Origin of the sequence: Corallococcus sp. AS-1-12 (genome assembly GCF_020036995.1) — a bacterium.
In the GTDB taxonomy this organism is placed as follows: Bacteria; Myxococcota; Myxococcia; order Myxococcales; family Myxococcaceae; genus Corallococcus.
Map to the genome: position 1 here is coordinate 36,481 of NZ_JAIQDD010000037.1, position 24,939 is coordinate 61,419.

Sequence of the window (24,939 nt, forward strand, 5' to 3'; positions counted from 1 at the left end):
GGGATGGCGTCGTTCCTACGAGAGGCACTGCCGACGTCAGCTCACACCCTGGGTCCGGGTTGACGAAGCTGTCAATGTTTCAAGATTCAACGTTTCATGCGTCTCTCCAGGAGGGTGCGCCCGGCGCCGATGCTCCTCGACAGCCCGGCCCCAGGAGAGCCTCCGCATGAAACGTCTCGCCGGCAGACTTCCCCGCGTCGCCACCGTCTCGCTCCACGCCACCACGGTCCGTGCCCTCACTTCGGCGGCGGGCGGCCACTCCAGCTCGCTCGCCCTCCGAGCCGCCGCGAGCGCACGCTCCGGACGAACCGCGGTCCGGAAGGTGGCGGCCACGCCCGTGGCCAGCGCCGCGCCGTCCACGCCCTCCCTTTCGGCGGCGGCGGCGGCGCCCAACCCGATGAGTGCGGCCGGCGCGGGGGGCGGCCAGGGCACCGGGCCACTCCCGGCCATCAGCGGCATCCTCGTGCCGAACCACACCTATCCGCCCCTGGGCCCGCCTCTCTCGGCGGGCGGCATGGTGCCGTTCTTCATCGCGGGGCACCCCATCTTCATCCCCGGCCGCCAGCTCGCGGCGCCGACCCAGGCCGTGGCCAGCACCTCCAGCTCCAGCTCCGCCGCCGTGTCGTCCTCCTCGGGTGGCACCAGCGTCCAGGCCCTGGTCGGGACCCCCATGCGGGGCGCGAGGAGCACGACAGCGCTCACCCGTCGAGCCTCGCTCCCCGCACAGGCGCACGTCCGGAGGATCCACACGAGCCGGGACACGGTGAACGAGCCCCTCTTCACGGCCCTGCTCCGAAAGGCCAACACCCTCCCGGAGGGGGTCCGCCTGGGCCCGGCGCCGGAGCACGCCACGGTCGACAACCCGACCTGGCTCGTCCCGCTCCGGCAGATCACCCACCACGGCCTCTCCGTGCTCCAGGGCCTCGACTCGTACTCCCGACAGGCCTGGGGCGATGGGCGGATGGCCACCCTGATCGCGCATGCCATCCGCGACCAGGGCTCCGCGCTGGCGGACATGCTCCCGCCGGAGACTCCGGTCGTGGATGTCCCCATCCAGGAGCTGCTGCGCCTGTACGCCGCGGAGGTCAACAGCCCGAAGCCCGATGTGGACCGGCTGCTCGTCTGGGCCAAGACGGCGTGCATGGAGGCGCGGCGGGTCGCGGGAGATGCTCCGCTCTTCGCCACTGACGAGGAGGGCGTCCGGGACTACCGCCTCGCGCTGCGCATGCTGGACGAGGCGAGGAAGAGCCCCCTGTCGAGCGTCAAGAAGAACTACTTCCAGGAACTCGGCGCGCGGGTACTGCCCCGGTGCGAGACGGACATCGCCTACCTCCAGGCCATGTCCATGCTGGCGGGCTACGTCCACATTGATTTCGAGTGCGTCCTCCCCCTCACCATGAAGACCTCGCTGCTGCTCTCCGTCGAGCACCAGGCCAAGGTCGCCAGGACGCGCTCCGTGCGCCTTGCTCGCACCCTGCTCCAGACGGGAGGGCCGCACGCGGGGGTCCGGCAGTACTTCTGGGAGGGCATCGACAGCAAGAGCAAGCCCACCGGCCTGCTGATCATCAACTCGATGGGGACGAACTCGGATGGCGCCAACCGCGACGTCGTCCTGAAGGCCAAGCAGGTGGCGACCGGCTCCCTGGCGAACATCGACCCGAAGGGCGTCGGCTACACCGCGTCCCAGGCCGCGGCGCCGAGGCAGCGGGAGATCTTCGAGGGCTACTCCAAGGACACGGTCATCATCTGCACGGGGCACAGCCTGGGGGCGTCCATCGCGGCGGAGACGTTCATCCTCCTCCACACGTTGGGGTTCGACGACACCTACCTGGCGACCTTCAACGGCGGCGCCTTCAATCACGACGCCCCCGAGCACGTGCTGCGGGCCGCTCGCACCAGGGCCATGCTCGTGCAGAACCAGGGGGACCCGGTGCCCTACGGCGGACGGCACGTCCTCCCGGGCCTGGAGAAGATCCACACCGCCCAGCACGTGGGGACCATCGCGCGAGCCGAGCCCCACTGGCTGTTCCCCAACTGGCCGGACATCATCAACCACGGCATCCCCAACGAGGTCGCCCAGTTCATGTACGGCGTCCCGGGCACCGCCAGCGTCCACCTCAACGACCAACTGGTACGCGGCTACCGCCGGCAGCTCTTCATGGCGCTGAGCACGTACCTGCCCTGGCTGCCGAACAAGGCACTCACCACCGTGCTGAAGCCAGACCCCATCGAGGCGGGCAAGACCGAGAACTCCTTCATCGAGTACATCCCCGACAAGGACAAGGACGGCGACGCGCCGGCGAAGCTCTAGGCGCAATGCCCATCAGGAGCGCGGGGCCGCTCACGCGCTGACGGTCGTGCGCAACGCCGCGAGGAACCGCCGCACGACCGGCGAGTCCGCCTGGCCGTCGTAGACGAACTCGACGTCGAAGCGGCTGGCGAGCTCGTCGAGCGCGACCAGCCGCACCGTGCGCGGGCACATGGGTGAGGTGCTCTCCGGCACGAAGGCGTAACCCATTCCGGCCGCGACGAGCCCGATGAGCGTCGGGATGTCGCTGCCCACCTGCGCGATCCGCGGCGTGAAGCCTGCCCGCCGGCACTGCTCGAGCAGGAACCGGTGCTGCGCGGAGGAGCGCAGCGGGTCGAACCAGATGAACGGCGCGCCCGCGAGCTCAGCCAGTCGGCGGGGCGCGCGGACGCGCTGGCCCGGCGTGGACAGCATCGCGAGCACGAACCGATCGCGCAGGAGCCGCAGGCCCGACAGATGCGGCGCCACGTCCTGCCGCCACGCCATGATGCCGCCGTCGAGCTCGCCGCGTGCGATCGCGGCCGCCTGCTCGGACGACAGCCTGGGCGCGATGGACAGCATGACGTCCGGGCAGGTGTCCCGGAAGGCCTTGAGCACGTCCGACACCACCGGCAGCGGGAAGTAGTTCGGCAGCACGCCCAGCCGCAGCTCGCCAAGCTGGCCGGCCGCGCTGCGCAGCGCACGGTCGCGGCTGGCCTGCAGCTCGGTGAGGATGCGCGTCGCGTCCCGCAGGAAGCTCGCGCCGGCCGCGGTGAGCGCGACGCCCGTCGAGCGGCGGACCAACAGCGGGGTGCCGATCGCCTCCTCGAGCTCGCGGATCTGCCGGGAGAGCGCGGGCTGTACGATCCCGACCGCGCGGGCGCCGGCCATCATGCTGCCGGCCTCGGCGACCGCCACGAAGTAGCGCAGATGGCGCAGTTCGACCTGTCTCATGGGTATACCTGGAAGGCATGGCCTGATGCCTCGAAGGGTATTGGGAAGTATGGGCGGATGGCCGTAGGTTGGCCAGCGATGTGACAACGGTTCGCGCGCCGCGGACGTCTTTTCCGCAACTCCTCCACATGCCACTCCATCTCCAGACTCCCTATGTCCGTTCACGAGCAGCCTCCCGCCGGCTCGGCAAGGACGTCCTGCTCAAGCTCGAGGCGATGCAGCCGTCCGGCTCGTTCAAGCTGCGCGGCGTCGGTGCGGTCTGCGAGGCGCGGCGCGCGGCGGGCGCCCATCGTTTCGTGTCGTCGTCGGGCGGCAACGCCGGCATCGCGGTCGCCTATTCGGGGCGCGAGCTCGGCGTGCCCGTGCTCGTCGTCGTCCCGGAGAGCACGTCCACGCGCGCCCGCGACCTCATCCGCCTCGAAGGCGCGGAGCTGATCGTCCACGGCGCGTCGTGGGCGGAGGCGAACACGTTTGCTCAATCCGTCATCGGCGCTCACGACGCGTTCGTGCACCCGTTCGACGAACCCCTGTTGTGGCAGGGCCACTCGACGATGGTCGACGAGATGGCGGCGGCCGGACCGAAGCCTGACGCGGTCGTGCTGGCGGTGGGCGGCGGCGGGCTGCTGTGCGGTGTGCTGGAGGGCATGGCGCGCAATGGCTGGGGCGACGTGCCGGTCGTCGCGGTCGAGACCCGGGGCGCGGACTGCTATGCGCGCTCGGTCGCGCAGGGGAGGCCCATCGAACTGCCAGCGATTGAGAGCGTCGCCACGTCGCTCGGCGCGAAGCGGCCCTGCGACGCGGCGATGGAGTGGTCAACGCGCCATGAAATCGAGAACCTCGTCGTGTCCGATGCTGCGGCCGTGGCGGCCTCCCTGCGGTTCCTCGACGAACACCGCATCCTGGTGGAGCCCGCGTGCGGGGCCGCGCTGGCGGCGCTCGACGCGGCGTCTTCGGTGCTCGCCGCCGCGTCACGCATCGCGGTGATTGTCTGTGGTGGCGTCACGGCGCCGGTGGAGTATCTGCAAGCCTTGAGCAGCCGGGACCGGGTGCCTGGAGGAAGCTGACGCGTGCACGAGTACGATTTGATCGCGGACTGGTATGCGGCCCACCGCGCGGGCCCCATGGGCGTCCCGGAGGTGACGGCGCTCGCGGCCTCACTGCCCCCCGGTGCCCGGGTGCTGGACGTTGGCTGCGGCACCGGACTGCCGCTGACGCGGGTGCTGCTGGAGCACGGCTGTCACGTGGTGGGCGTGGACAGCTCGCGCGAGCTGCTGGCGCGATTCCAGGCGAACTTCCCCCACGTGCCGGTGGTGTGTGCGCCCATCCAGTCGACCGCGCTTCAGGAGCGGGCGTTCGACGCCGCGATCTCCTGGGGTGTCCTGTTCCACCTGCGCCACGAGGAGCAGGAGCAGGCGATCGCCCATATCGCGAGGGCCCTGAGACCCGGCGCCCCGTTCCTCTTCACCTCGGGCGACGCCCACGGCTCCACGGAGGGCGCGCCGATGAACGGCGTGCCGTTCCGTTATCACTCGTACAGCGCCGACGGGTATCGCGACCTGCTGCGCGCGCACGGGCTCACGCTGGAAGCGACGCACCAGGACCCGGGCGGGAACGTCTACTACCTGTCGCGCAAGACGGGCTGAGGACGGGGGGAAGGGCCTGTTTCACGGGAGGGACTCCTCTTCTTGCAAGTCCCGGGGTGACCTGCGGATGCTCGCTCGACGGGAGGCGCGGCGGAGCGGACCTGGACGGTCCGCTCCCGCGTGTCGAGCGCATGGACCTGGAAGAGTTGCGTGCCTTTGTCGGCGTCGCGGAGACAGGCTCGTTCCTGGCCGCGGCGGACACGCTGGGGGTTTCGAGGACGACGCTGCGGCGTCGCGTCGAAGCGCTGGAGGCTCGTGCGGGAGTGCCCCTGCTCAAGAGCACCCGGACGGGCGTGGTGTTGACGGAGGCGGGGGAGGTGCTCGCCCGCCGTGGCCGGCTGATGATGCAGGAGACGAGCGCCCTGGTGGCCTCACTGCGCGAGGTCGGGCAGGCCCCCGCGGGGCTGTTGCACGTGGTGTTGCCGGTGGGCCTGCCGCCACACCTGCTGTCGCCGCTGTTCGGCCTGCTGCGCGGCACCTATCCGCTCCTGCGGGTCCACGCGAGCTTCAGCGACCACCCGCTGGCGGAGCCGCTCGACAACGTGGACCTCGCGGTGCACTTCGGGGAGGACATGCCCCGGGGCCCCTGGATCTCCCAGGTGGTGCTGCGCGTCCGCGAGCGCCTCTGGGCCAGCGCGGACTACCTGCGGCAGCGCGGCCTGCCGGACTCCGTGGAGGCCCTGCGCGGCCACGAGCTATTCTCCTGGCAGGGCCCCGGCGGCGAGCCCTGCCTGTGGCCCCAGCTTCGAGGCCCCGCGTTCCAGGTGGAGCCCGCCCTCATCTCCACGGACATCCATCTCATCCGGACGTGCTGTCTGGCGGGGCAGGGCATCGGGCTGATTCCCAGCGTGGACCTGGCGGACCCGGGCGAGGCGGAGGGGACGCTGGTCCCCGTGCTCGCGGACGTCGTGGGGCGTGAGCAGCCGCTGCGCGTGAGCGTCCCGGAGGCGCTCAGCGAGCTGCCGAAGATCCGGCAGGTGCTCGAAGACATCCGGCGGGCCATCGCGCCGCTGTGAGGCGCGCCCGTGGGCGGGAACGGGTCATCGGGTGGCCACCTTTGGCCATCCCCGGCGCGGGGCGTCCACGCTACGCCATGGGGCCTTCCCGCCGTGTTGGAGCCCGCCATGCGCATCCCGCTGCCCCTGACCCTCGTCCTGACCCTCGGCGCGCTGTCGTCCCATGCCAAGGACCCCGCGCTCGGCGCGACGACCTTCACCGTCTACGAAGCCTTCCTGAGCCCCGCCCAGGAGCCCGGCGAGGAGTCCGAGACCCCCAAGCCCCTGCAGAAGAGCCTGGGGGCCACAGCGCCCTCCACGCCGCGCGAGCAGCGCCTGTCCCGGGGCCACGGGGTGCTGCGCTTCTCCAAGGACCTGACCCGGGCCTACGTGGAGGTGGAGATGACGGGCGTCAACTCCGCCGACATCCTCATGTTCCACATCCACTGCGGCCCGCCGGGCGTCCTGGGCCCGGTGGTGGTGGACTTCGGGGAGGTGGGCAACCTGGCGAAGACGCTCGCCAACGGGCGCTGGTCCGTGGAGCTGACCAACGCGAACGTCACCTTCATCAAGGACATGAAGGGCATGAAGTCCGGGCTGCCGGAGAGCTGCCCGGCGGAGCTGGGCTTCCTGGCCCAGACGCGGACCCTGGCCGGACTGGAGTCGCTCGCGCGCAAGGGCGTGCTCTATTTCAACCTGCACACCAAGGCCCATACCTACTACGGCGAGATGCGCGGGCAGCTCTACGCCGCCCAGCCCTGACACGACCCCGGCCGACGCCGCTGCGTGCGTTCATCGACTTCATCAAATCGACGCGGCCTTGAGGCGGCCAGGGCGCGCGTGGAGCGCGCCGTGGCCTACGGATGCATCACTTCGGCGTGACCTTGAGCAGCTTGCCGTTGGTGGCGTCGGTGAGCAGGTAGAGGGCGCCCTCGGGGCCCTGGACCACCTCGCGGATGCGCGCGTCCAGGTCCTTGAGGAGGTGCTCCTCGCCCACCACGCGGTCGTTGCGCACCATGAGCCGCACCAGCGCCTTGGCGGCCAGCCCGCCGATGAACATGTCGTTCTTCCACTCGGGGAACAGGGTCCCGGAGTAGAGGGTCATCCCCGAGGGGGCAATCACCGGATCCCAGTAGTACACGGGCTGCTCCATGCCCGGAGCCTGGGGGCTCTGGTGGATGGGCGCGCCGGAGTACTCCTCGCCATACCCGATGGTGGGCCAGCCGTAGTCCTTGCCTGCCTCGGGGCGGTTGACCTCGTCACCTCCCTGCGGCCCCATCTCCACCGTCCACAGGCGGTTCTGGCTGTCGAGCGCCGCGGACAGGACGTTGCGGTGACCGATGGACCAGATCTCCGGCTTCGCCTCCGGGTTGCCCAGGTAGGGGTTGTCCTGGGGCACGGAGCCGTCGGGGTTGATGCGGACCACCTTGCCGAAGTGGCTCTTCACGTCCTGGGCCTGGACACGCCCCGCGAGGATGGAGCGCTCGCCGAGCGTGACGAACAGCTTGCCGTCCGGGGTGAACACCATCCGTCCCCCGGAGTGCTGCGTCGACTCGAGCGTGGGCATCATGCGGAAGATGACCTGGACGTTCTCCACGCGAGGCTGCGCTTCATCCACGAACCGCGCGCGCGCCACCGCCAGCCCGTTGCCGCCCTGGCGGGGCTCGGAGTAGGTCCAGTAGATGAGCTGGCTCTGGGCGTAGTCCGGGCCCACCTCCACGTCGAGCAGGCCGCCCTGACCGCGTGCGTCCACGGCGGGCAGGCCGCTGACGGCGCGGGACTTCGCGCCCTGCTGCGTGACGATGTAGAGCGAGCCGGTGGCCTTCTCTGTCACCAGCATGCGCTGGTCGGGCAGGAAGGCGATGGCCCAGGGGTTCCTGAAGCCAGAGGCAAGCTCGGTGACCTGGAGGGGCGTCTTCGTCTGGATGGCGGGGACGCGCGTCTGCCCGGGGAAGGCAGGCGTGAACTCGGGCACGTTGGGCGGGCCCTGCGGAACCGGCGGACCGCTGGGGAGCGGCTCCTCCGGGACGCCTGAGTCCTGCTGCGAGGCGCCCGAGTCCGGCGACGTGGGTTCTGGATCCTCACTGCAACCGACGAGGAGGGTAGCGACGATGAGAGGCATTGAGAGCAGGCGCATGCGACTCACTCCTGGGGGAAGAGGGGTAATCATGAATATCATGTTTTAGGGCTGAACCATCGGGTCAGGGCCTCGGGCAGCCCCTGGTCCGTGCCCTCGCCCACCCACGCGACGTGTCCGTCCGGTCGGATCAGCACCGCGACGGGCGCCGCGACCGCGCCGAGAACGGGCACCTCCCACGCCCCCGTGTAGCGCGCCGTCACGCTCCGAACCCGGTCCGCCCAGGGCGTGATGTCGAGCGTGGCGGGCCCGCCCAGGTCGAGCAGCACGGGCCGCGCGTCGTGCAACAGGTGGAACACGCGCCGGGGGCCGTCGTCGGTGATCAGGTCGAGGTCCGGCATGCGGCGCCCGAGCAGCGGGTGTCCGCTTCCCAGGTCGTAGTGGACGTCCAACCCAGACATCATCGCCGCGTACTGCTTGCGGGGTTCGTCCATCCGCAGCAGTTCGGTCAGCGTCTCGCGCACGGCGTCCATCCGCGCGTCACCGCGGCTCAGCGCGGTCTGCGCCATGGTCTTGCGCAGCGCACGGGCCGCGACGGGGTGGCGCTCGGCCTGGTACGTGTCGAGCAGGGGCTCCGGCGAGACGCCGCGCACGACCTGGGCCAGCTTCCACCCCAGGTTCACGGCGTCCTGCACGCCGAGGTTGAGCCCCTGTCCGCCCATCGGCGAGTGGATGTGGGCCGCGTCGCCGGCCAGGAGCACCCGCCGGTCCCGGTAGGACGCCGCCTGCCGTGTCATGTCGGTGAACCTTGAGAGGTACGTGGCGCCGCGCAGGCCGTAGTCCGTCCCGTAGAGCGCGATGAGCGCCTCGCGAAGGACCTCGAGGGTCGGCGCGTCGCCCGTGACGACCTGCTCCTCTCTCAGCACGACGCCCACGCGGCCGTCCTCCATCTTGCCCATGGCGTAGGTGCCCTTCTCGTCCCGGCGGATGCCGAACGCCGGAGCTCCGGTCATCTCGACCTCGGCGATGAGGTAGCTGATGGACGCGTCCCACCCCGGGAACCCGATGCCCGCCGCCTTGCGCACGAGGCTGCGCCCTCCGTCGCACCCGACGAGGTACTTGGCCCGCAGCGCGCGGCCGTCGGACAGCTCGACGTCGACGCCGGTGTCGTCCTGCGCGAAGCCCGTCACCTCGCACCCCCGGTAGATGGGCACCGCCAGCTCACCCACCCACTCCGCGAGGATGCGCTCGAAGCGCTCCTGTAGGAGCGCGAGCCCATGGTTGTGGCGCGTCGGGAAGTCGCTGAGGTCCAGCGGCGCCTGCCCGAACGCGACGTTCTGGACCGCTTGCCCTTGCGAGGTGAAGCGCTCCACGACCCCGCGCTGATCGAGCACCTCCAGGCTGCGAGCGTGCAGGCCGCGCGAGCGAGAGCCGGCGACCTCCTGACTGGCGCGACGCTCGACGATGGCCACGTCCACCCGCGCCAGAGCCAGCTCCGCCGCCAGCATCAGCCCGGTCGGGCCTCCTCCCGCGATCACCACTGCGTGCCGCGTCACCCCGTTCGTGTGCATTCCAGCCTCCCGTTCCTGAAGCGAAACGGGCGATGGTGGAGCACGGCCGGGGGGGCTTGCGGCAACACCCGGGGTCTGGCATCTGCTTGCAGTGGAAGGAGACACGGGCGCCGCGAGGCCGGTTGCCCCGGGGCCTGCATCAGGTCGATGCCCGCCGGGTGTGCCGCTCCGAATGCGCCTGTTCGATGAGCTGGACTGCGCGCGCGGCTCCATCCTCCGCGCGGATGCGTTCGCCCACCGCCGCGGCCCGGGCCACGACCGCCGGGGACCTCGCCGAGCGGATGGCCTCCGCGAGCCGTTCGGCGGTCAGCGACTTCTGGGGGACGGGCTGGGGCCCTACGCCCGCCCGCTGGACGATGTGTCCCCAGAAGGGCTGGTCGCCAAGAAAGGGGCAGATGACGGTGGGCTTGCCCGCGCGCAATCCCGCCATCGTGGAGCCTGCCCCGCCGTGATGCACCACCGTGCTCATCCGAGGGAACAACCCGTCATGTGGCGCGGACTCCAGCATGAAGATGCTGGGTGGGAGCGCGTCCGCCTTCAGGCCGCCCCAGCCCGATGCCAGCACCGCGCGCTCGCCGGTCAACGCCACGGCCTTCAGGACGGTGGCGGCACGAGAGGCGGCGTGCGCCGCGCCCATGCTGCCGAAGCCCACGTAGACGGGAGGAGGCCCCGCTTCGAGGAACGCTTGGAGCCCGGCGGGCGGAGTCCACAGGTGCGCCTCGTCGAGGAACCAGCAGCCCGTCACGTGTGCCTCGGGAGGCCAGTCGGCGGGGCGCGGCAGCAGATGCTCGCTGTATGCGTACAGCGCCGGCACCGCGGAGCCATCGGCCTTCTTCATGGGGTCCGCGAAGCGTGAGCGCGGCGCGAGGCCCAGCGTCTTCACGCGGAAGTCATTGGTCGCGCCGGCCCAGACCGCGTTGGCCAATGACAGGAGCTGGTAGCTGAGGGCGTTGAGCCAACCCCCGAGTCGAAACCCCGGCACCATCGGCACCGGGAACTCGCGCGTCCGGGTCAGCGGCAGCGGCATCGCCAGCAGCTCGACGGCCCCGAGCTTCTCCGCGATGTGGTGACTTCCAAGCGCCTTGGAGTGGTACACGAGCACGTCCGGCTCCAGCTCCCGCGCCGCTCGCCACTCGTCCTCCATGCCCGCCCGGACGATGGCGCCGAACCCCTTGAACAGCCGCCGCTGCTCGGTACGTGTCGGGGCGCGCAGCACCGCCTCCGTCAGCTCCAGCACGGCATTGTCCATGTGCGCGTATGGAATGCCGTGGCGCTCCACCATGCCTCGGAAACCGGTGGGCGTGCAGAGCGCCACGACATGGCCACGCGCCTTCAGGGCCTTGGCGAGCGCGACGAAAGGCTGAACGTCACCTCGGGTACCGTAGGTGGAGATGAGCACGCGCATGGAGACCCCACACCGGAGCTTGTCCGCTGCAAGGTGGCGGCCCGACCACCGAGGAACCTGTGCGTGCCAGGAGCGCGACGCACACCCTTCGAGATGTGTCGCCAGTGTCTCATGGCGCTGATGCGGATGCGTGGCTTTTCGCCGCGCGGATGAGCGCGATGTCGATTCCCTGCAACGCCGCCTTCCGGCGTGTCTCCTCCCCATGGGGCCATTTCCCCCTGTGGATTTTCGTGAGGACGACATGAAGACGGCGACGTGTTTCCTGGTGATGCTCTCCCTGCTGGCGGTGGGGTGCGGCAGCTCCAACGAGGGTGACGGCGGTGGCGACGACGACGGCGGTGGTGGCGGCGGCGCCGCGCTCCAGTGCTCCGCCATCGGCTGGTGCACGACGTGGGAGTCGGACCACGAGGTCGTGACGAACGCGCCGCCCCTGACGGGTGGCGCGCTGACCGATGGCCTCTACCGCACGGAGCGGGGCTATGGCTTCAGGGAGGCCATGCTCATCCAGGGGAAGTCCGTCCTCCTCATCGGGGGGAGCTGGAGCAACTTCGTGGGCACCTGGAAGACGGAGGGCGAGAAGCTCATCGTCTCCGTGAGCCGCAGTTGCAGCGACGCCTCCGACGAATCGATGACGGCGACGTTCACCTACGCCTTCGCCGTCAAGGGCGAGGAGCTCTACACCCAGGAGCTGGACCGCACCAACATGCCCATCGTGGGCTGGCGCAAGGTGCGCTCGCTCTGCGAGGAGAGCGCCTCGTTCAACTGCAAGGTGCTCAACTGCGCCTGCGTCGTCACGACGGACAAGCCGCTCACGGGGCAGTCGAGCTGCTCCTGAGTCGTCATCCGGAGGGCCGGGGACGCGCCGGTAGGGGCCTGCCCCGGCCCGTCGTGGCAGACTCGGTGCCGGGTGCGTGGAATGGGAGGGCCGCTGTTCCGTCACCTCGCGGGCGTGATGCAGGGAGGGACAGGAATGCGCTCGGGTGTCTCGGAGGCCCTCGAGGCCATGTTGGAAGCGATGGGGGAGCCGCGGGCCTCCCGCCTTCGCGTGGCGCCAGGGGTGCGTGAGGCGGTGTCGCGCGCGCTGGAGGAAGCCGCGTCGCTGGGAGGCGCCGCGCCGGAGCCGCTCGACTTCGCGCGGCACCTGGGCGAGCACCTGGCGAAGGCGGAGGACCCGCCGCTCGCGCTGGAGCGGCTGCACGCCAGGGACCTGGCGCTGGCGCTCGCGTGTACGCAGGGGCTGCCCGGCGCCGATGCGCGGTTCGAGGTGGAGGTCCTCCAGCGGATGCGGGTGCCCCTGTCGCGGATCCACCCCTCACCGGCCTTCGCGGACGAGGTGCTGCAGACGCTCCGGGCCAACCTGCTGATGCCGCGCGCGGACGCGCCGCCGCGGCTGCGGGGGTACGCGGGCGTGGGCTTGCTGGCGCAGTGGGTGAACATGGTGGGCGTCCGGCTGGCGCTGCGGCTGAGGAAGGCGCAGGGGGACGCGTCACGGGTGGAGGCGGAGGTGCTGGCGGCGCACCCCGCGCCGGGCGGGCTGGAGCTGAGCTTCATCCGCGAGGACGCGAGGGCGCACGTGAGGGCGGCCTTCGTGAAGGCGGTGGCCTCGCTGGATGACGAGGACCGGGAGCTGCTGCGCCTGCACTACGTGGAGCGGCTGTCGCTGGAGAAGATGGGGGCGCTGTACGACCTGCACAAGTCGACGCTCTCCCGGCGGCTGGGCGGGGTGCAGGAGACGCTGGAGAAGCGGACGCGGCGCCTGCTGTCGGAGCGGCTGGCGCTGCGGGACGCGGAGCTGGAGAGCCTGGTGCGCACCATCCACGGAGGGTTGGACTTGAGCCTGTCGGGACTGCTGGGAGGGCGTGGGTGAGCTGTCCCGAGGAGAACACGCTCGCGCGGTACGTGAACGGGCTGCTGGGGGCGGAGGGGATGCGCGAGGTGCGCGCGCATGTGGCGGGCTGCGCTGAATGCCGGAGCGTGCTCGCGGCGCTGAGCGCGATGGAGACCCCGGCGCCCGACACGGGACCGCTCGTCACGGGCACGCGGGTGGGGCGCTACGTGGTGCTGGGGTTGCTGGGCGAGGGCGGCATGGGCCGGGTCCATGCGGCGTATGACCCGGAGCTGGACCGGAAGGTGGCGCTGAAGCTGCTGAACCCGGAGCGCCTGAGGGAGGACTCGCTGACGGAGGCGCGGCAGCGGCTGGAGCGCGAGGCGCGGACGATGGCGCGGCTGTCGCATCCGCATGTGGCGCAGCTCCACGACGTGGGGGAGTACCAGGGCCAGCTCTTCCTGGTGATGGAGCTGGTGGAGGGCGGCACGCTGCGGCGGTGGCTGCTGGAGAAGCCGCGCACGCGAAGGGAGACGGTCGCGCGCTTCGTGCAGGCGGCGGAGGGGCTGGCGGCGATGCACGCGCTGGGCATCGTCCACCGGGACTTCAAGCCGGACAACGTGCTGCTGACGCGCGACGGGCAGGTGCGCATCACCGACTTCGGCCTCGCCAACGCCACGGTGGCGCGGGACGCGAGGTCCGGGCACCTGCCTCCAAGCGCGGAGGTCCTCACGCTGACGGGGACGGTGCTGGGGACACCGGCCTACGCCGCACCCGAGCAACTGCGAGGCGAGCGGGGGGATGCGCGCTCGGACCAGTTCGCCTTCTGCGTGGCCCTCCACGAGGCCCTCAACGGGCAGCGCCCCTTCGAGGGCGCGACGCGCGAGGAGCTGCTGGCGTCGATGGAGCGGCAGGCGGTGCGGCCCGAGCAGCCGGGCGTGCCGGGCTGGCTCAAGGCGCTGGTGCGCCGGGGGCTGAGCGCGGACCCCGCCCGCCGCTTCGAATCGATGGAGGCCCTGCGGGCCCGCCTCACACGGGACGCGGGGGCCTGGAAGCGCAGCGCCGTCGCGGCGGTGGTCGCGGGAGGCCTGGTGGGCCTGGGGTTCCTCCTGCTGGGGCCGGCGGCGGCGCCGGACGAGACGTGTCAGGGCAGCGAGCGGCACCTCGCGGGCATCTGGGATGCCACCGTGCGCGAGTCCACGCGCCGGGCCTTCCTGGCCACCCGGGCTCCGGACGCGGAGGCCTCCTTCCAGGCCGTGGCCTCCACGCTGGACCGGTGGGCCCGGGACTGGGCCCACGCGCACCGCTCCGCCTGCGAGGCGGCGCACGTCTTTGGTGAGCAGTCGGAGGCGGTGCTCGGGCTGCGGATGACGTGCCTGGACCGGCGGCTGGGAGCGCTGTCCCGGCTGACCGTGGCGCTCCAGGGCGCGGACACGCGGACGGTGGAGCGGGGCTTCGGGTTGGGTGGTTCGCTGGGCGGCGTGGGGCGGTGCGCGGACGTGCGGACGTTGCAGGAGGCGGTGTCGCCCCCGGACGACCCGAAGGTCCGCGCGGAGGTGGACGCCGTGCGCGCGGAGCTGGCCCGGGCGCACGCGCAGATGCTCGCGGGCCATACGCCGGAGGCCCTGCGGATCGCGCTCCCCGCCCGCGAGCGCGCGCTCGCCACCCGGCACCGCCCCCTGGAGGCGGAGGCGCACCAGCTCTGCGCGTTCCTGCAGGAGGACTCCGGCGCGTTCGAGGACGCGCGCGAGTCGCTGGCGCGGGGCTCGCTGGCGGCCGAGGCCGGGCGGGAGCCGGGCGTGCTCGCGCGGGTGCTGAGGGCCCAGGCCTGGCTGCACGGGTACGGCCTGGGGCGGCCTCAAGAGGCGTGGCCCTTCCTGCACCGGGCGCGCGCGGTGGCGGAGACGCTCCGGGACGCGGAGCTGGACACGCTGCTGGACAACGTGCAGGCGGAGCTCCTGGAGCAGGAGGGCCGCTTCGCGGAGGCGGAGCCGCTGCTGCGCGCCTCGCTGGAGGCCTTCAGCGCGCGGGGACAGACGCACTCGCACGCGGAGCTGAGCGGCCGGCTGGGGCTGCTGCTCCGCCATCAGGGGCGGCTGCTGGAGGCGAAGCGCTGGCAGGAAGAGGCGCTGCGCCTGCACGAGGAGCACTTCGGCCCGGCGCACCGCGACACCGGACGGGCCCTGCTCAACCTGGGCGGGACGCTGGCGCTCCTGGGCGAGCTGGAGCGCGCCGAGTCCGTCCTCCAGCGGGCGCTCGGAATCCTTCGCCAGACGCTGGGCGGGGCCAACCTGTCGGTGGCCCGGGCGTTGTCCAACCTGGCCGTGGTGTATTTCGAGTGGGGACACGCCGCCCGGGCGCGACAGGCCGCGGAGGAGGGCTGGGCCGTGGCGCGCAAGAGCGTGGCCGCGGACAGCCCGGTGCTGCTGGGGACGGCGTCGAACCGGGTGGGCATCCTGGGAGAGCAGGGGGCGCGGCGCATGGAGCTGGCGCACGCGCGCGGTGTGCTGGCGCATCGCGAGAAGGTCTACGGCGCCTCCCACCCGGAGGTGGCCCTGGACGTCCACGAGGTGGGGCGGCTGCTGCGCCTGCTGGGGCGGACGGACGAGGCGCGCGGCTTCCATGCCCGGGGGGTCGCGCTCCAGGAGGCCCTGGCCGCCAGGGGCGAGCTGGACGGCGCGGGGCTGCGCTCGCTGGCGGACGCGCTCCTGTTCCTGGGGCGGGTGGACGAGGCGCGGCGCCACGTGGAGCAATCGCTGGTGGAGATGGAGAAGGACCTGGGGCCCCTGTCGTCCGAGCGCATCGAGGCGCTGCTCGTCCTGGGTGACGTCCAGCTCGCCCGGGGCCGGCCCGCCGAGGCCCTGGCGCCGCTGAGGACCGCGCTGGAGGCCCTCACGGGCCGCCAGGTGGTCTCGGCGCGCGTGCCCAGGGTGCGTCGCCGTCTGGCGCGGGCGCTGCGCCAGACGGGAGCGGTGAAGGAGTCCTGCGAGCAGGCTCGGCGGGCCTGGGAGGAGCTGGCTGTCTGGCGTGCGGCCTATGCCCAGGAGACGCGGGAGGCCCGGGCCGAGCTGGGCCACTGTCCGGGAGGGGCGGGGCCCTGACCGGGTGCGGGGGCCCTGACCCGGTCTCCCGCGCTCAGACGCCTCGCGCCAGTCTCGATTGGAGCGCCGGCGAGATGTAGGGGACGGTGAAGAGGATCCGCACCGGGCTGCTGTTGGTGAAGTCGATCTGCTCCGCCGTGGGGTTGCCTTGATTGAAGCCGAAGTACTTCATCTCGAGCGCCCAGAGCGGGCTCGGCTCCAGCAGGTACATGCGCACCGTGTAGGCCTCGCCGGGGGCGAGCGGGGTCAGGTACTCGCCCAGCTTGACTCCCCAGCTCTTGGTGCTGGTGGACGAAGCGACCAGGCTGGTGGCCCACTCCACTCCGACCATCAGGTAGCCAGACGAATTGAAGATCGGGATGGTGACCTCATACACCCCGAGCGCGCCGACCGAGTTCTCCACCTCTTCGTTCCAGGCCAACCCGGCATACGCCGAATGGTTGGCGTACGCCCCGCCCCCTGCCGTGAAGCGGGAGGTGCTCTGGAACTCGCTGCGTTGGATCCCGCTCTCGGAGAACGAGAACTCGAGGTACGGAAGATTGCCTCCCGGCCCGAAGCAGTTGCGGCCGAACTTCTCCGCCACCCGCTCCACGTAGTCCGCCTGGTACAGGCTGCTGTAGTCCACCCCGTTGATCCTGAACCGCTGCTTGTCATCCGCGGACAGGTGACTGAAGCGATTGGCCATCGTGGAGCCGATGCTCGCCGGGTCGTAGGTCTGCAACTGCCCGGGGATGTAGCAGTAGCTCTGGAAGCCGCCGCTGCGCGCGGTGATGGTCCCATCCATGATGGGTTGCACGGTCACGGCGAGGAAGGACGACGAGGCGCCCCCCCGCGGCTGCAACAAGGTCACGTTCGTCGCCATCCGCGCGGGCGGCGTGACGCCAAAGAAGGCGCCGCTGGGAGAAAGACGCAGGGTCTCGGTTTCGGGATCGCCCGCGACGGGCGGCAAGCCCCGGGTGGCCACCGAGAAGGAGCTGGCCTTGAGCGTGGCATCCGACTTCTGGACCAGCGCGCTGATGCCCGCGACATCCTCCGCGTCAGCCTGAACCCCCACCACCGTGGTGACGATGGCCTCGGCCTTGAGGCCCACGCCCAACTGGAACGAGTAGTCCAGGTCGACTTCCGTGTCGTCACCCGTCAGGTACTCGTAGTTGCACAACTGCCAGTTCACCATGCCCGACGGGCTGTCGGGGCCCCAGATCTCACGCGAGGGCACCGGGTAGGGGAAGCTGTCCGCCACCATCGAGACCAGCGTCGCCTGCTGGTAGTCATCCGTCGCGGTGTCGATCCGGTAGTTCTCGATGGAGAAGAACGCGCCCCAGTACGACGTACTCAGCCTCGGCTTGTAGTTCGAGTCGCTGCTGAGGATGAGGTGGATGAAGCGGACGGAGGGGCAGTCATCGAACACCTGCGCGCCGGAGCCGTCGGACCGCATGACCGCGCTGGGCGACGGCCCCCGGGTCGTCGCCAGCGGCAGGTACACGCCGCAGGGCGTATTGCGCGTGGTCAGGTGGCTGGTGCTGGAGGCGAGGTACACCGGCGACGTCTCCCACACCGGCAGGTACAGGCCCGGCTGCTGGTAATTCGCTTCGCCAGGCTGCGCCGAGTTCGGGATCAGCTTGCCGACCCGGACGTTGTCGCTGCCGTCCCGGAAGTGCACGGACAGCGAACCGTCCGGCGCCATGCCGACGTTCGCCCCGAAGGAGAGGCCGGAGTCGCCATGCTCGGCGTTGATCTTCGTGACGGTCAGGTTCCCGCCGTGTGTCGCCAGGAAATACGCGTCGAACGCAGACAGGAGATCCATCCCGAAGGACAGGCTCTTGATGCTCGAGGAGTTGTTATTGCACACCACCACCAGGCTCATGTAGGGGCGCGGAGCACTGTCATGGGGACCCTTGACGATGCCCTGATCGATCCAGCCCGCGCTCACGGCCGGGTAGTCATCGACGACCGAGCGTCCGCTGGTGTCGCTGGCGAGCAACGACCCGAGCGAGGCTCTGTGGCCCCCATTCGGAATCTGCGCGGCCCACGTGCCGTTGGGCGTGAAGTCCGCGGGATCGAACAGCAGTGGCAACATCACGCCACGGACGGTTTGGTTCCCGGAGTCCACTTCCTCGGCGAGGACCACGGCGCCAATCTTCCCCGCGAGGGAGGGCAGGGTGCTCGGCAGCGCGAACGCCGCGACGTTGCTCTTGACGGTGTGGTTGTTGCCCCAGACCGAAAAATCGATCTCGGCGACAGCGGCGGGCTCGAGCATGTCCGGGCGGGTGCGCAGCGCGTAGCGGTGGCCGTCCTGCGAGGTCCAGAACACGAAGGTGTAGTCCCCCACCGCGAAGATGGACATGAGCTGGTCCGTCTGGACCACGAACCGCGCGTGCAGGCTCGGCGGGAACTGATCCGAGATCTTCTTCGCGCTCCAGACGTTGAGGTCGCTGAACGTGTGGCTGCTCTGGTACTTGGAGGCGTCCGCCGACAGCAGCGTGAGCAGCGCGCCGGAAGCCGGGACGGCGTACTGCACACGTCCGCCGCTACAGCACACGGCGCCCGCACCTCCCTGCTGGTCGGACCAGGGGATGGCGACGTTGGAGATGTCGAATGCGTTTTCAGGGGTGTCCATTGCGTCCTCTTTCACGGGGGATGGGTTCGTCGACTGCGAAAGACAGTCATTGCAGGACGTGGACCAACACCCCGTGAAAGAGGCACTGCGATGGATTCCGGGCGCTTGAGACGAAGGCCCCCGACGCGCTGAAACATGCCGCGTCCGACCGGGAGGCAAGCGCGTCAACATGGAACGCGCGGTGAAACACGCTGACATGCGTCCGACCCGGTAGGCGAAGACTCAACCCCAGACGTCTTTTTTTAGCGCCTGGGGCCTACCTTGGATGGTTGTGGTTGCCACGGGTGCGCACGCCCTACAGCCGGTGGCGGGGTGGCGCCCTCGACTGTCAGAGCAGCCCCTGGGCCTTCAATGCGTCGATGGCGGCGGCCAGCGCGCGATGGGGTGACGCAAGCGGACCCGGAGGGGAGCGCACGGTGCTGACAAAGACAAAGGCGCCCCCCTTCGTGGTCACGTGCCCCACGAACCACGTCAGATTCTCCTCTGGAAGCGTGAGCGCGCCCGTCTTCGCGCTGAGCACCGCGCCCTCCTTCCAGGGGCCACCCATGTCGATGCCATCCCGGACGTGCGCCACGGTCTGGGGGCCCTGCACCAGTGTGCGTTTCACGGTCTCCTGGGTGGCCGCGCTCACGGGGAGCTGCCCCCTGTAGAGCCGCGCCAGGAATTGGAGCTGCTCCTCGGGGGAGATGCGAAGCGGTCCGCCAAGCCAGAACAGGGTGATGTTCCCCGAGGCCTCCGCGTTTCCGTAATGGAGGCGCTTCATCCAGGCTTCCTCGCGTTCACGACCGAGCCGGGTCGCGAGTCCCTGGAAGACCCACAAGGCCGAGCGACGCATGGCCGTGTCCAGCGTCTGATCCTGGTTCCAGGCCTGGACGCCACGCGGGGTGCCGTCCCAGGGGAACACCTCGTCTGGCTTCAACACGCCTTCCTCCAGCGCGATGAGCGCATGCGGAATCTTGAAGGTGGAGGCGGGGGACAGGCGCTGTTGGCAGAGGCTGCTGTCGTTGAAGGCCACCTGGCCTGTCTCCAGGTTCATCAGCCCGAAGCAGCCGGGATGGCGGGAGACGATGCGGAGCGGGGCAGGGCGATGGCCCGTGCACGCGAGTGACGTGAGCAGCACGAGCCAACCAGCGAAACGGAACCTGCGAGAGGGGCGTCGGGACATGGGCGTGGGGGCATAGCAAACCTCGCGCCAGCAGCCGTCTCCTCTGGAGTGCGGTCGGGGGGCCACAGGTGTGCTGGGAGTGACGCGGTTGGTTCGTCACGCTTGGGGTTCGAGCCGTGACGCCTGTTCATTCGAGGGCTTCGCTTGACGTTTCAACATGGGCTGCCTCTGCCCAGGCTCGCGATAGGGATGCACATCCTCTGGATGGAGGAGGCCGCCTCTGGCTTCAAGCCGTGGAAGCTGACGGTTGCTTCTGGTGCCAGGCAGGACGCAGGGGCGCGGAGGCCGCGCGCAGCAACAACCACCACACCCCGCCGAGCAGCCAGCAGGCCAGGAACAACAGCAGCGCCTGGCCCCACAGGGGCAGTCGCCCCGAGCGCAGGTGGCGACAGGCGCGGTGCAGCCCCAGGCTCAACGCGAAGCCGAGCGCCATGCGCATCACCTTGAAGACAAGCATGGCGTCACGTCGCTCCGCGGTCATCCCCGCCAGCACGGGCGCGTAGGTGACGTAGGTGGCCAGGCCGTAGCCGAGCCATCCGGCGGCGTTCAGCTTCCAGAAGAGGCGGCGCGAGGGCGTCATGGCTCCGGGGAGGTCGGCTCAGGGCGAGGCGGTGCGGGCGAAGCGCGCCACCACCTGCCGGTTGAACGCGGGCAGGTCCGCTGGCCGGCGACTGGTGACGAGCAGGCCATCCACCACCACCACCTCATCGACCCACGTGGCCCCTGCATTCTGCAGGTCGCGCCGCAGGGATGGGAAGGACGTCACCCGGCGGCCCTTCACGCCGCCCGCGTCGGCGAGCAGCCACAGCCCGTGACAGATGGCCGCCACCGGCTTCTTCGCCCGGAGGAAGCCCTGCACGAAGTCAGTCGCTCCGGAGGCGATGCGCAGGCTGTCCGCGCTGTGGGTCCCCCCGGGCAGATAGAGCGCGTGGTAGGCGCCGGGACGCGCTTCCGAGAGCGCGCGGTCCACCTGGAACTCGCTGACCTGACCCTCCGGTGTCTCCGCGCGCACGGTGCCCGCCTCCCGGGGCGCGCGGTGGTAGACCTTGCTCACGATGCTCCACCTGCCCTCCAGCTTGAGCAGGGAGATGTAGTCGATGAAGTCCCACTTCGATGTGCGCACGGACACCTTGGCGACCGCCGCGCTGCCGAAGACGTCCACCTGGAGCACCGCGTCCTCGCGCCCGATGAAGGGGCGCTTCACGGCCGTCTGGATGTAGTCGGCGCCTGGCCATGTGGCGAGCGCGTCGTTGGGCCCCACGGAGAGGAGCTTCGCCTCGGGATGGAAGGCGCGGTGGAGGCGAGCTTCGTCGCCCGACTTCACCCCCTCGGTATAATCAGCGACGACCGCGCGGATGGCCGCCACGTCGTCGTTGGGGGTGGCCATCAGCCAGACGGTGAGCAGCGTCGAGGCGAAGGGGTGCAGCGGCATGGGGTCCTCCGAGCGGTGGTTGCGCCACTCTCGTCCCCCCATCGGCGTGCCTGGCGTACTCTTCAGCGAGTGGCGGCAGCACTCGGTGAGCGGTGGCGCGGGCGTCAGGGAGCGCTTGAGAGCGGTCCAGAGAACTCAAACTCTCCGAGGGTAAAAGGCGAGTCATCTTCAGATGTTTCACGGAGGGGCTGCTGGTGCCATTCAATTGGGGACCGCTTGAATCTCCGCGAACCTCACTCTTATCCCTTCCCGTTTGCGATCAGCGCCTTGCCCTTCGAGGTCTGGTGCACGGTCCATTTCGAGTAACATCGCACGCGGTTCCGGGTGTTCCCCCTTCCTCCATGTGTCTCCCCGTTCCGAACCGCGAGTCTCCCTGATGGCAAGCAAGGCGTGCTGGATCCTCTTTTCCGCTCTCTGTCTTTCTGTGGGCCTCTATCCCGGGAGCTATTTCCTCGCGGCCTCGAACTTCGGACTTCGTGCCTTGAAGAGCAGCGAACTCCTGACCGACCCCGTCTGGAACGCGGCCTTCTACACGCACATCGCCCTGGGAGGACTCGCGCTGGCCATCGGTTGGACCCAGTTCGTCGCGAGACTGCGACTCCATCGCCCAGGTGCACACCGGCTCCTCGGAAAGGTCTACGTCGTGGCGGTCCTGCTGAGCGGGATCGCCAGCGTCTACGCCGGCTTCTTCGCCACGGGGGGCGTCATCGCCGCGTCGGGCTTCGTCAGCCTGGGCATCGTCTGGCTCTACACCACGGCCTCGGCCTATCGGCTCATCAAGAGCCGGCGAGTCGAAGAACACCGGCACATGATGACATACAGCTATGCCGCCTGCTTCGCGGCAGTCACGCTGAGACTCTGGATGCCCGTCCTGAGCTACGCTCTGGGGGACTTCATCACGGCCTACAGAATTGTCGCCTGGCTCTGCTGGCTCCCCAACCTGGGCGTGGCACACCTCATCTTGCGCAGACGGCTCCAGGAGCGCGAACTCGTGCCTTCGTGACGAGACCTCGGTTCCGCCGGGATGGAGCCGTCCCGGGTGGACTCGGTGTCCATGCCGTCGGCAGCGTTCTCACGCAGCAGGTTGAATGCCTTTCGGCTTCTACCGCTCCACAAAACCGAGAGCGTGCGAGCACCGAAGCTTGCGGACAGGTTTGTGTGCCCGAACGGTCGGGACCGCGAACGGGTCCGGCGTGTCGGATGGGGTGTGGGGCGCGCAGTCCCGAGGGCGAAGAGCGCAACAGGCTCCATCGCTCTGATGTGTCGGGTGAGCCGGAAAGCGTGGGCCGGGAGTATAGGGTGCCGCCCCGCTCCAGGGCGGATTCGGCTTCCTGCTCCCGGCGGCCGGGGCCGGGCGTCTCAGCGCGCGCGCCGGTAGTGCACGGCGATCGCGCCGCAGCGGAGCGGCTTCGCCGAGACCAGCTCGAGCCGTCGCGTGCTGGGCAGCCCGCTCTGGTACAGGGTCGGGCCGTGGCCGGCGATCCTGGGGTGGACGAGGAACCTGTACTCGTCGATCAGATCCAGCCGGTCCAGCTCGGTCGCGAGCTTGCCGCTACAGAGGAGCACGCCGGCCGGGGTCGCGTCCTTGAGCTTCTGCACGCCCGCGCGCAGGTCGCCGGCGATGTGGTGGCTGTTGGTCCACGGGAAGTCCTTTCGCGTCGACGACACCACGTACTTCGGCTTGGCCTCCAGCTTGACCGCCCACTCGCGCATCGCTGGCGGCGCCTCCGCGTCGCCGCGGGCGACCGCTGGCCAGTAGCTCTCCATCATCTCGTAGGTGACGCGGCCCCACAGCATCGCCCCGCCCTCGTCCATGAGGCGGGTGAAGAAGGCGTGTGTCTCGTCGTCGACGATTCCCTCCTGGTGGTCGACGCAGCCGTCCAGGGTGACGTTGATGATGAAGGTCAAGAGTCCCATGCGGCCGAGTCTAATCCCATGACCGGGTGAAGTCTGTGGGTTGGTCATGGAATTTCGCCCGGGCCTTCGGCACGGTGAATTGCCAGCGAATCTGGAGCCGGTGGCGGTTGGCCCACTCCTGCCATGCCTGCGTTTCACAGCGGAGCTTGTCGAGCGTGGGGATGCGCCGACGCCCCAAACACTGACGGGAGAGCAGGGAAATCTCCACCTCCGCCTGATTGAGCCAACTGCCGTGGACAGGCGTGTAGTGTGGAGTGAATCGACGCCAGCGCCGACGCCCTGCACGTACCCCGTACCGCACCGATTATTGAGACACCAGGGCATTTGGGATGGGCACAACCCCACGTGCACTTCGGCGACGCCGCGAGATGTTGGGCGACCGGCACCCCACGCGCCGCGCGGGCCATCGCATTCTCCTCGCGGTCGCCCCGCTCTCGGAGGAACGCCCATGCGCGCCGTGCTCCTGCTCTGCCTCATCCTTCCGCTGTCACTCGCCCAGGCCCAGGAACTCCAACTGCAGCCCTACGCCTTCCAGGCCCGCGACGGTCGCGGCGTCCAGGCCGAGCTGGGCACCGTCACCGTGCCCCTGCGCCACGCCCGCCCCGAGGGCCCGGGTCTGTCCCTGCGCTTCGTGCGCTTCAAGAGCACGAGCGCCTCGCCCGCGGCCCCCATCGTCTACCTGGCCGGTGGCCCGGGCGGCTCCGGTATCGAGGCCGCACGCGGCGTCCGCTTCGATCTGTTCCTTGCCCTGCGCGAGGTGGCCGACGTCATCGCGCTGGACCAACGCGGCACCGGCCAGTCCGACCCCCATCCCAATCTGGAGCAGCGCTGGGCCATCCCGCTCGAGCAGCGCATGGACGAGGCGCTGCTCACCACCACGGTGAAGAAGGCCGCCGCCGAGGCGAGCCGGACCTGGGCCACGGCCGGCGTGGATCTGGGCGCCTACACCACGGAGGAGAACGCCGACGACCTGGAGGCGCTGCGCAAGGCGCTGGGCGCGCCGAAGCTCAACCTCTGGGGCATCAGCTACGGCACCCACCTGGGCCTCGCCTACCTGCGGCGCCACGGACAGCGGGTGGACCACGTCATCCTCGCCGGCATCGAGGGGCCGGACGACACCTGGAAGCGGCCTGCCCATGCGGAGGCCCTGCTCGAGCGCTGGGAGGCCGTTCTGCGCGCCGAGGGCGAGCGCGGGCCGGGCCTGAAAGCGCGGCTGGCGAAGCTGTTGAGGTCGCTGAAGCGCGAGCCCCGCACCGTTGCGTTCACAGACCCGGCGAAGGGTGAGCGCCACACCTGGCGGGTCAGCCCCTTCGACCTTCAGTGCGCCACCTTCGAGTCCCTTCGAGACCCCGCCACCTTCCGGCGCTTCCTCACCCTGCTTCCGGCGCTGGAAGCCGGGGACTATGCGCCGATGGCGCCCTTCGCGCGCCAACTGCGTGAAGGGTGGCTGGCGCCCATGTCGCTCGCCATGGACGCGGCCTCCGGCGTGAGCCCGGCGCGATACGCCCTCATCAAGAGGGAGGCCGCGAAGGCACTGCTCGGTGGCAGCGCCAACCCGGGAGCCCTGCGGGCAGGGGATGTGCCCGGCGTGAGCGACCTGGGCGAGTCCTTCCGCGGTCCGCTGAAGTCCGCGGTGCCCGTGCTCCTCATCAGCGGCACCCTGGATGGGCGCACGAGTCCGGACAACGCGGAGGCCCTGCGCCCCGGGCTCTCCCGGACCGTCCACCTGGTGCTGGTGGGCGCGGGACACGACGGCCTTTTCCAGTCGGACTCGCGCATCCTCGAGCGCATGAAGGCCTTCCTGAAGGGCGAAGCGCTCCGCGATGAGCGGCTGGAGATCAAGGCGAAGCCCTGACGTCGAGCACTCGTCCGTGGCCGGGTCGGTGCAACGCTCCTGCACCGGCCGCACCTTGATGCCATTCGCGGCGTCTGTACCGAGCACCGGTAGCG

General features: G+C 70.2%; 19 protein-coding genes. 10 read left to right on the forward strand and 9 right to left on the reverse strand.

Features of this window, described 5'->3' with window-relative positions; genetic code table 11:
* The first annotated feature begins 166 nt into the window (after positions 1-166).
* Positions 167-2,311: a hypothetical protein gene (locus K8556_RS35310; RefSeq protein ID WP_223744519.1), complete on the forward strand. Its 2,145-nt coding sequence runs from the start codon at positions 167-169 to the stop codon at positions 2,309-2,311.
* Positions 2,312-2,341: 30 nt separating this feature from the next.
* Here the strand turns inward: K8556_RS35310 and K8556_RS35315 are convergent, their stop codons facing one another.
* Positions 2,342-3,241: a LysR family transcriptional regulator gene (locus K8556_RS35315; RefSeq protein ID WP_223744520.1), complete on the reverse strand. Its 900-nt coding sequence runs from the start codon at positions 3,239-3,241 to the stop codon at positions 2,342-2,344.
* Between the two features lie 68 nt (positions 3,242-3,309).
* Between K8556_RS35315 and K8556_RS35320 the strand changes: the two genes are divergently transcribed.
* The 4 genes from K8556_RS35320 (at position 3,310) to K8556_RS35335 (ending at position 6,641) form a co-directional block, all read left to right on the forward strand.
* Positions 3,310-4,305, forward strand: a complete 996-nt coding sequence (locus K8556_RS35320; RefSeq protein ID WP_223744521.1) for a pyridoxal-phosphate dependent enzyme — start codon at positions 3,310-3,312, stop codon at positions 4,303-4,305.
* Positions 4,306-4,308: 3 nt separating this feature from the next.
* Positions 4,309-4,884 (forward strand): class I SAM-dependent methyltransferase, encoded by a 576-nt coding sequence (locus tag K8556_RS35325; RefSeq protein ID WP_223744522.1) that lies wholly within the window; start codon positions 4,309-4,311, stop codon positions 4,882-4,884.
* Positions 4,885-5,015: 131 nt separating this feature from the next.
* Positions 5,016-5,900 carry a LysR family transcriptional regulator gene (locus K8556_RS35330; protein WP_223744523.1) on the forward strand — a complete coding sequence of 295 codons (885 nt, stop codon included), beginning with the start codon at positions 5,016-5,018 and terminating at the stop codon, positions 5,898-5,900.
* 108 nt (positions 5,901-6,008) lie between these two features.
* Positions 6,009-6,641, forward strand: coding sequence for a CHRD domain-containing protein (locus K8556_RS35335; RefSeq protein WP_223744524.1), 633 nt, complete (start codon positions 6,009-6,011; stop codon positions 6,639-6,641).
* Between the two features lie 106 nt (positions 6,642-6,747).
* Here K8556_RS35335 and K8556_RS35340 read toward each other — a convergent pair whose 3' ends face one another.
* From K8556_RS35340 to K8556_RS35350, 3 genes are all read right to left on the reverse strand, one after another.
* A complete protein-coding gene (locus K8556_RS35340) occupies positions 6,748-8,016 on the reverse strand; it encodes a PQQ-dependent sugar dehydrogenase (RefSeq protein WP_223744525.1) in 1,269 nt (422 codons plus the stop codon).
* A 38-nt stretch (positions 8,017-8,054) separates the two neighbouring features.
* Positions 8,055-9,527, reverse strand: a complete 1,473-nt coding sequence (locus tag K8556_RS35345; protein WP_223744526.1) for an FAD-dependent monooxygenase — start codon at positions 9,525-9,527, stop codon at positions 8,055-8,057.
* Positions 9,528-9,666: 139 nt separating this feature from the next.
* Positions 9,667-10,932 (reverse strand): glycosyltransferase, encoded by a 1,266-nt coding sequence (locus tag K8556_RS35350; protein WP_223744527.1) that lies wholly within the window; start codon positions 10,930-10,932, stop codon positions 9,667-9,669.
* 241 nt (positions 10,933-11,173) lie between these two features.
* Here K8556_RS35350 and K8556_RS35355 point away from each other — a divergent pair, with 241 nt between their 5' ends.
* The 3 genes from K8556_RS35355 (at position 11,174) to K8556_RS35365 (ending at position 15,858) form a co-directional block, all read left to right on the forward strand.
* A complete protein-coding gene (locus tag K8556_RS35355; RefSeq protein WP_223744528.1) occupies positions 11,174-11,767 on the forward strand; it encodes a hypothetical protein in 594 nt (197 codons plus the stop codon).
* Between the two features lie 135 nt (positions 11,768-11,902).
* Entirely contained in the window at positions 11,903-12,799 is an 897-nt protein-coding gene (locus K8556_RS35360) for a transcriptional regulator (protein ID WP_223744529.1), read from the forward strand.
* Positions 12,796-15,858 carry a serine/threonine-protein kinase gene (locus K8556_RS35365; protein ID WP_223744530.1) on the forward strand — a complete coding sequence of 1,021 codons (3,063 nt, stop codon included), beginning with the start codon at positions 12,796-12,798 and terminating at the stop codon, positions 15,856-15,858. Before K8556_RS35360 ends, K8556_RS35365 begins: the two co-directional genes overlap by 4 nt.
* 34 nt (positions 15,859-15,892) lie before the next feature.
* Here the strand turns inward: K8556_RS35365 and K8556_RS35370 are convergent, their stop codons facing one another.
* The 4 genes from K8556_RS35370 to K8556_RS35385 form a co-directional block, all read right to left on the reverse strand.
* Positions 15,893-18,475 carry a hypothetical protein gene (locus K8556_RS35370; protein WP_223744531.1) on the reverse strand — a complete coding sequence of 861 codons (2,583 nt, stop codon included), beginning with the start codon at positions 18,473-18,475 and terminating at the stop codon, positions 15,893-15,895.
* A gap of 328 nt (positions 18,476-18,803) precedes the next feature.
* On the reverse strand, positions 18,804-19,595 hold the full coding sequence (locus K8556_RS35375) for a penicillin-binding transpeptidase domain-containing protein (protein ID WP_223744532.1): 792 nt from the start codon (positions 19,593-19,595) through the stop codon (positions 18,804-18,806).
* Positions 19,596-19,866: 271 nt separating this feature from the next.
* Entirely contained in the window at positions 19,867-20,220 is a 354-nt protein-coding gene (locus K8556_RS35380) for a hypothetical protein (RefSeq protein WP_223744533.1), read from the reverse strand.
* A gap of 18 nt (positions 20,221-20,238) precedes the next feature.
* A complete protein-coding gene (locus K8556_RS35385; RefSeq protein WP_223744534.1) occupies positions 20,239-21,072 on the reverse strand; it encodes a DJ-1/PfpI family protein in 834 nt (277 codons plus the stop codon).
* Positions 21,073-21,448: 376 nt separating this feature from the next.
* Between K8556_RS35385 and K8556_RS35390 the strand changes: the two genes are divergently transcribed.
* A complete protein-coding gene (locus K8556_RS35390; RefSeq protein ID WP_223744535.1) occupies positions 21,449-22,075 on the forward strand; it encodes a DUF2306 domain-containing protein in 627 nt (208 codons plus the stop codon).
* 356 nt (positions 22,076-22,431) lie between these two features.
* On the opposite strand, the gene K8556_RS35395 is transcribed toward K8556_RS35390, so the two are convergent.
* Positions 22,432-22,989, reverse strand: a complete 558-nt coding sequence (locus tag K8556_RS35395; protein WP_223744536.1) for a dihydrofolate reductase family protein — start codon at positions 22,987-22,989, stop codon at positions 22,432-22,434.
* 448 nt (positions 22,990-23,437) lie between these two features.
* On the opposite strand from K8556_RS35395, the gene K8556_RS35405 reads away from it, so the two are divergent.
* Positions 23,438-24,844 (forward strand): alpha/beta fold hydrolase, encoded by a 1,407-nt coding sequence (locus K8556_RS35405; protein WP_223744537.1) that lies wholly within the window; start codon positions 23,438-23,440, stop codon positions 24,842-24,844.
* The last annotated feature ends 95 nt before the right edge of the window (positions 24,845-24,939 follow it).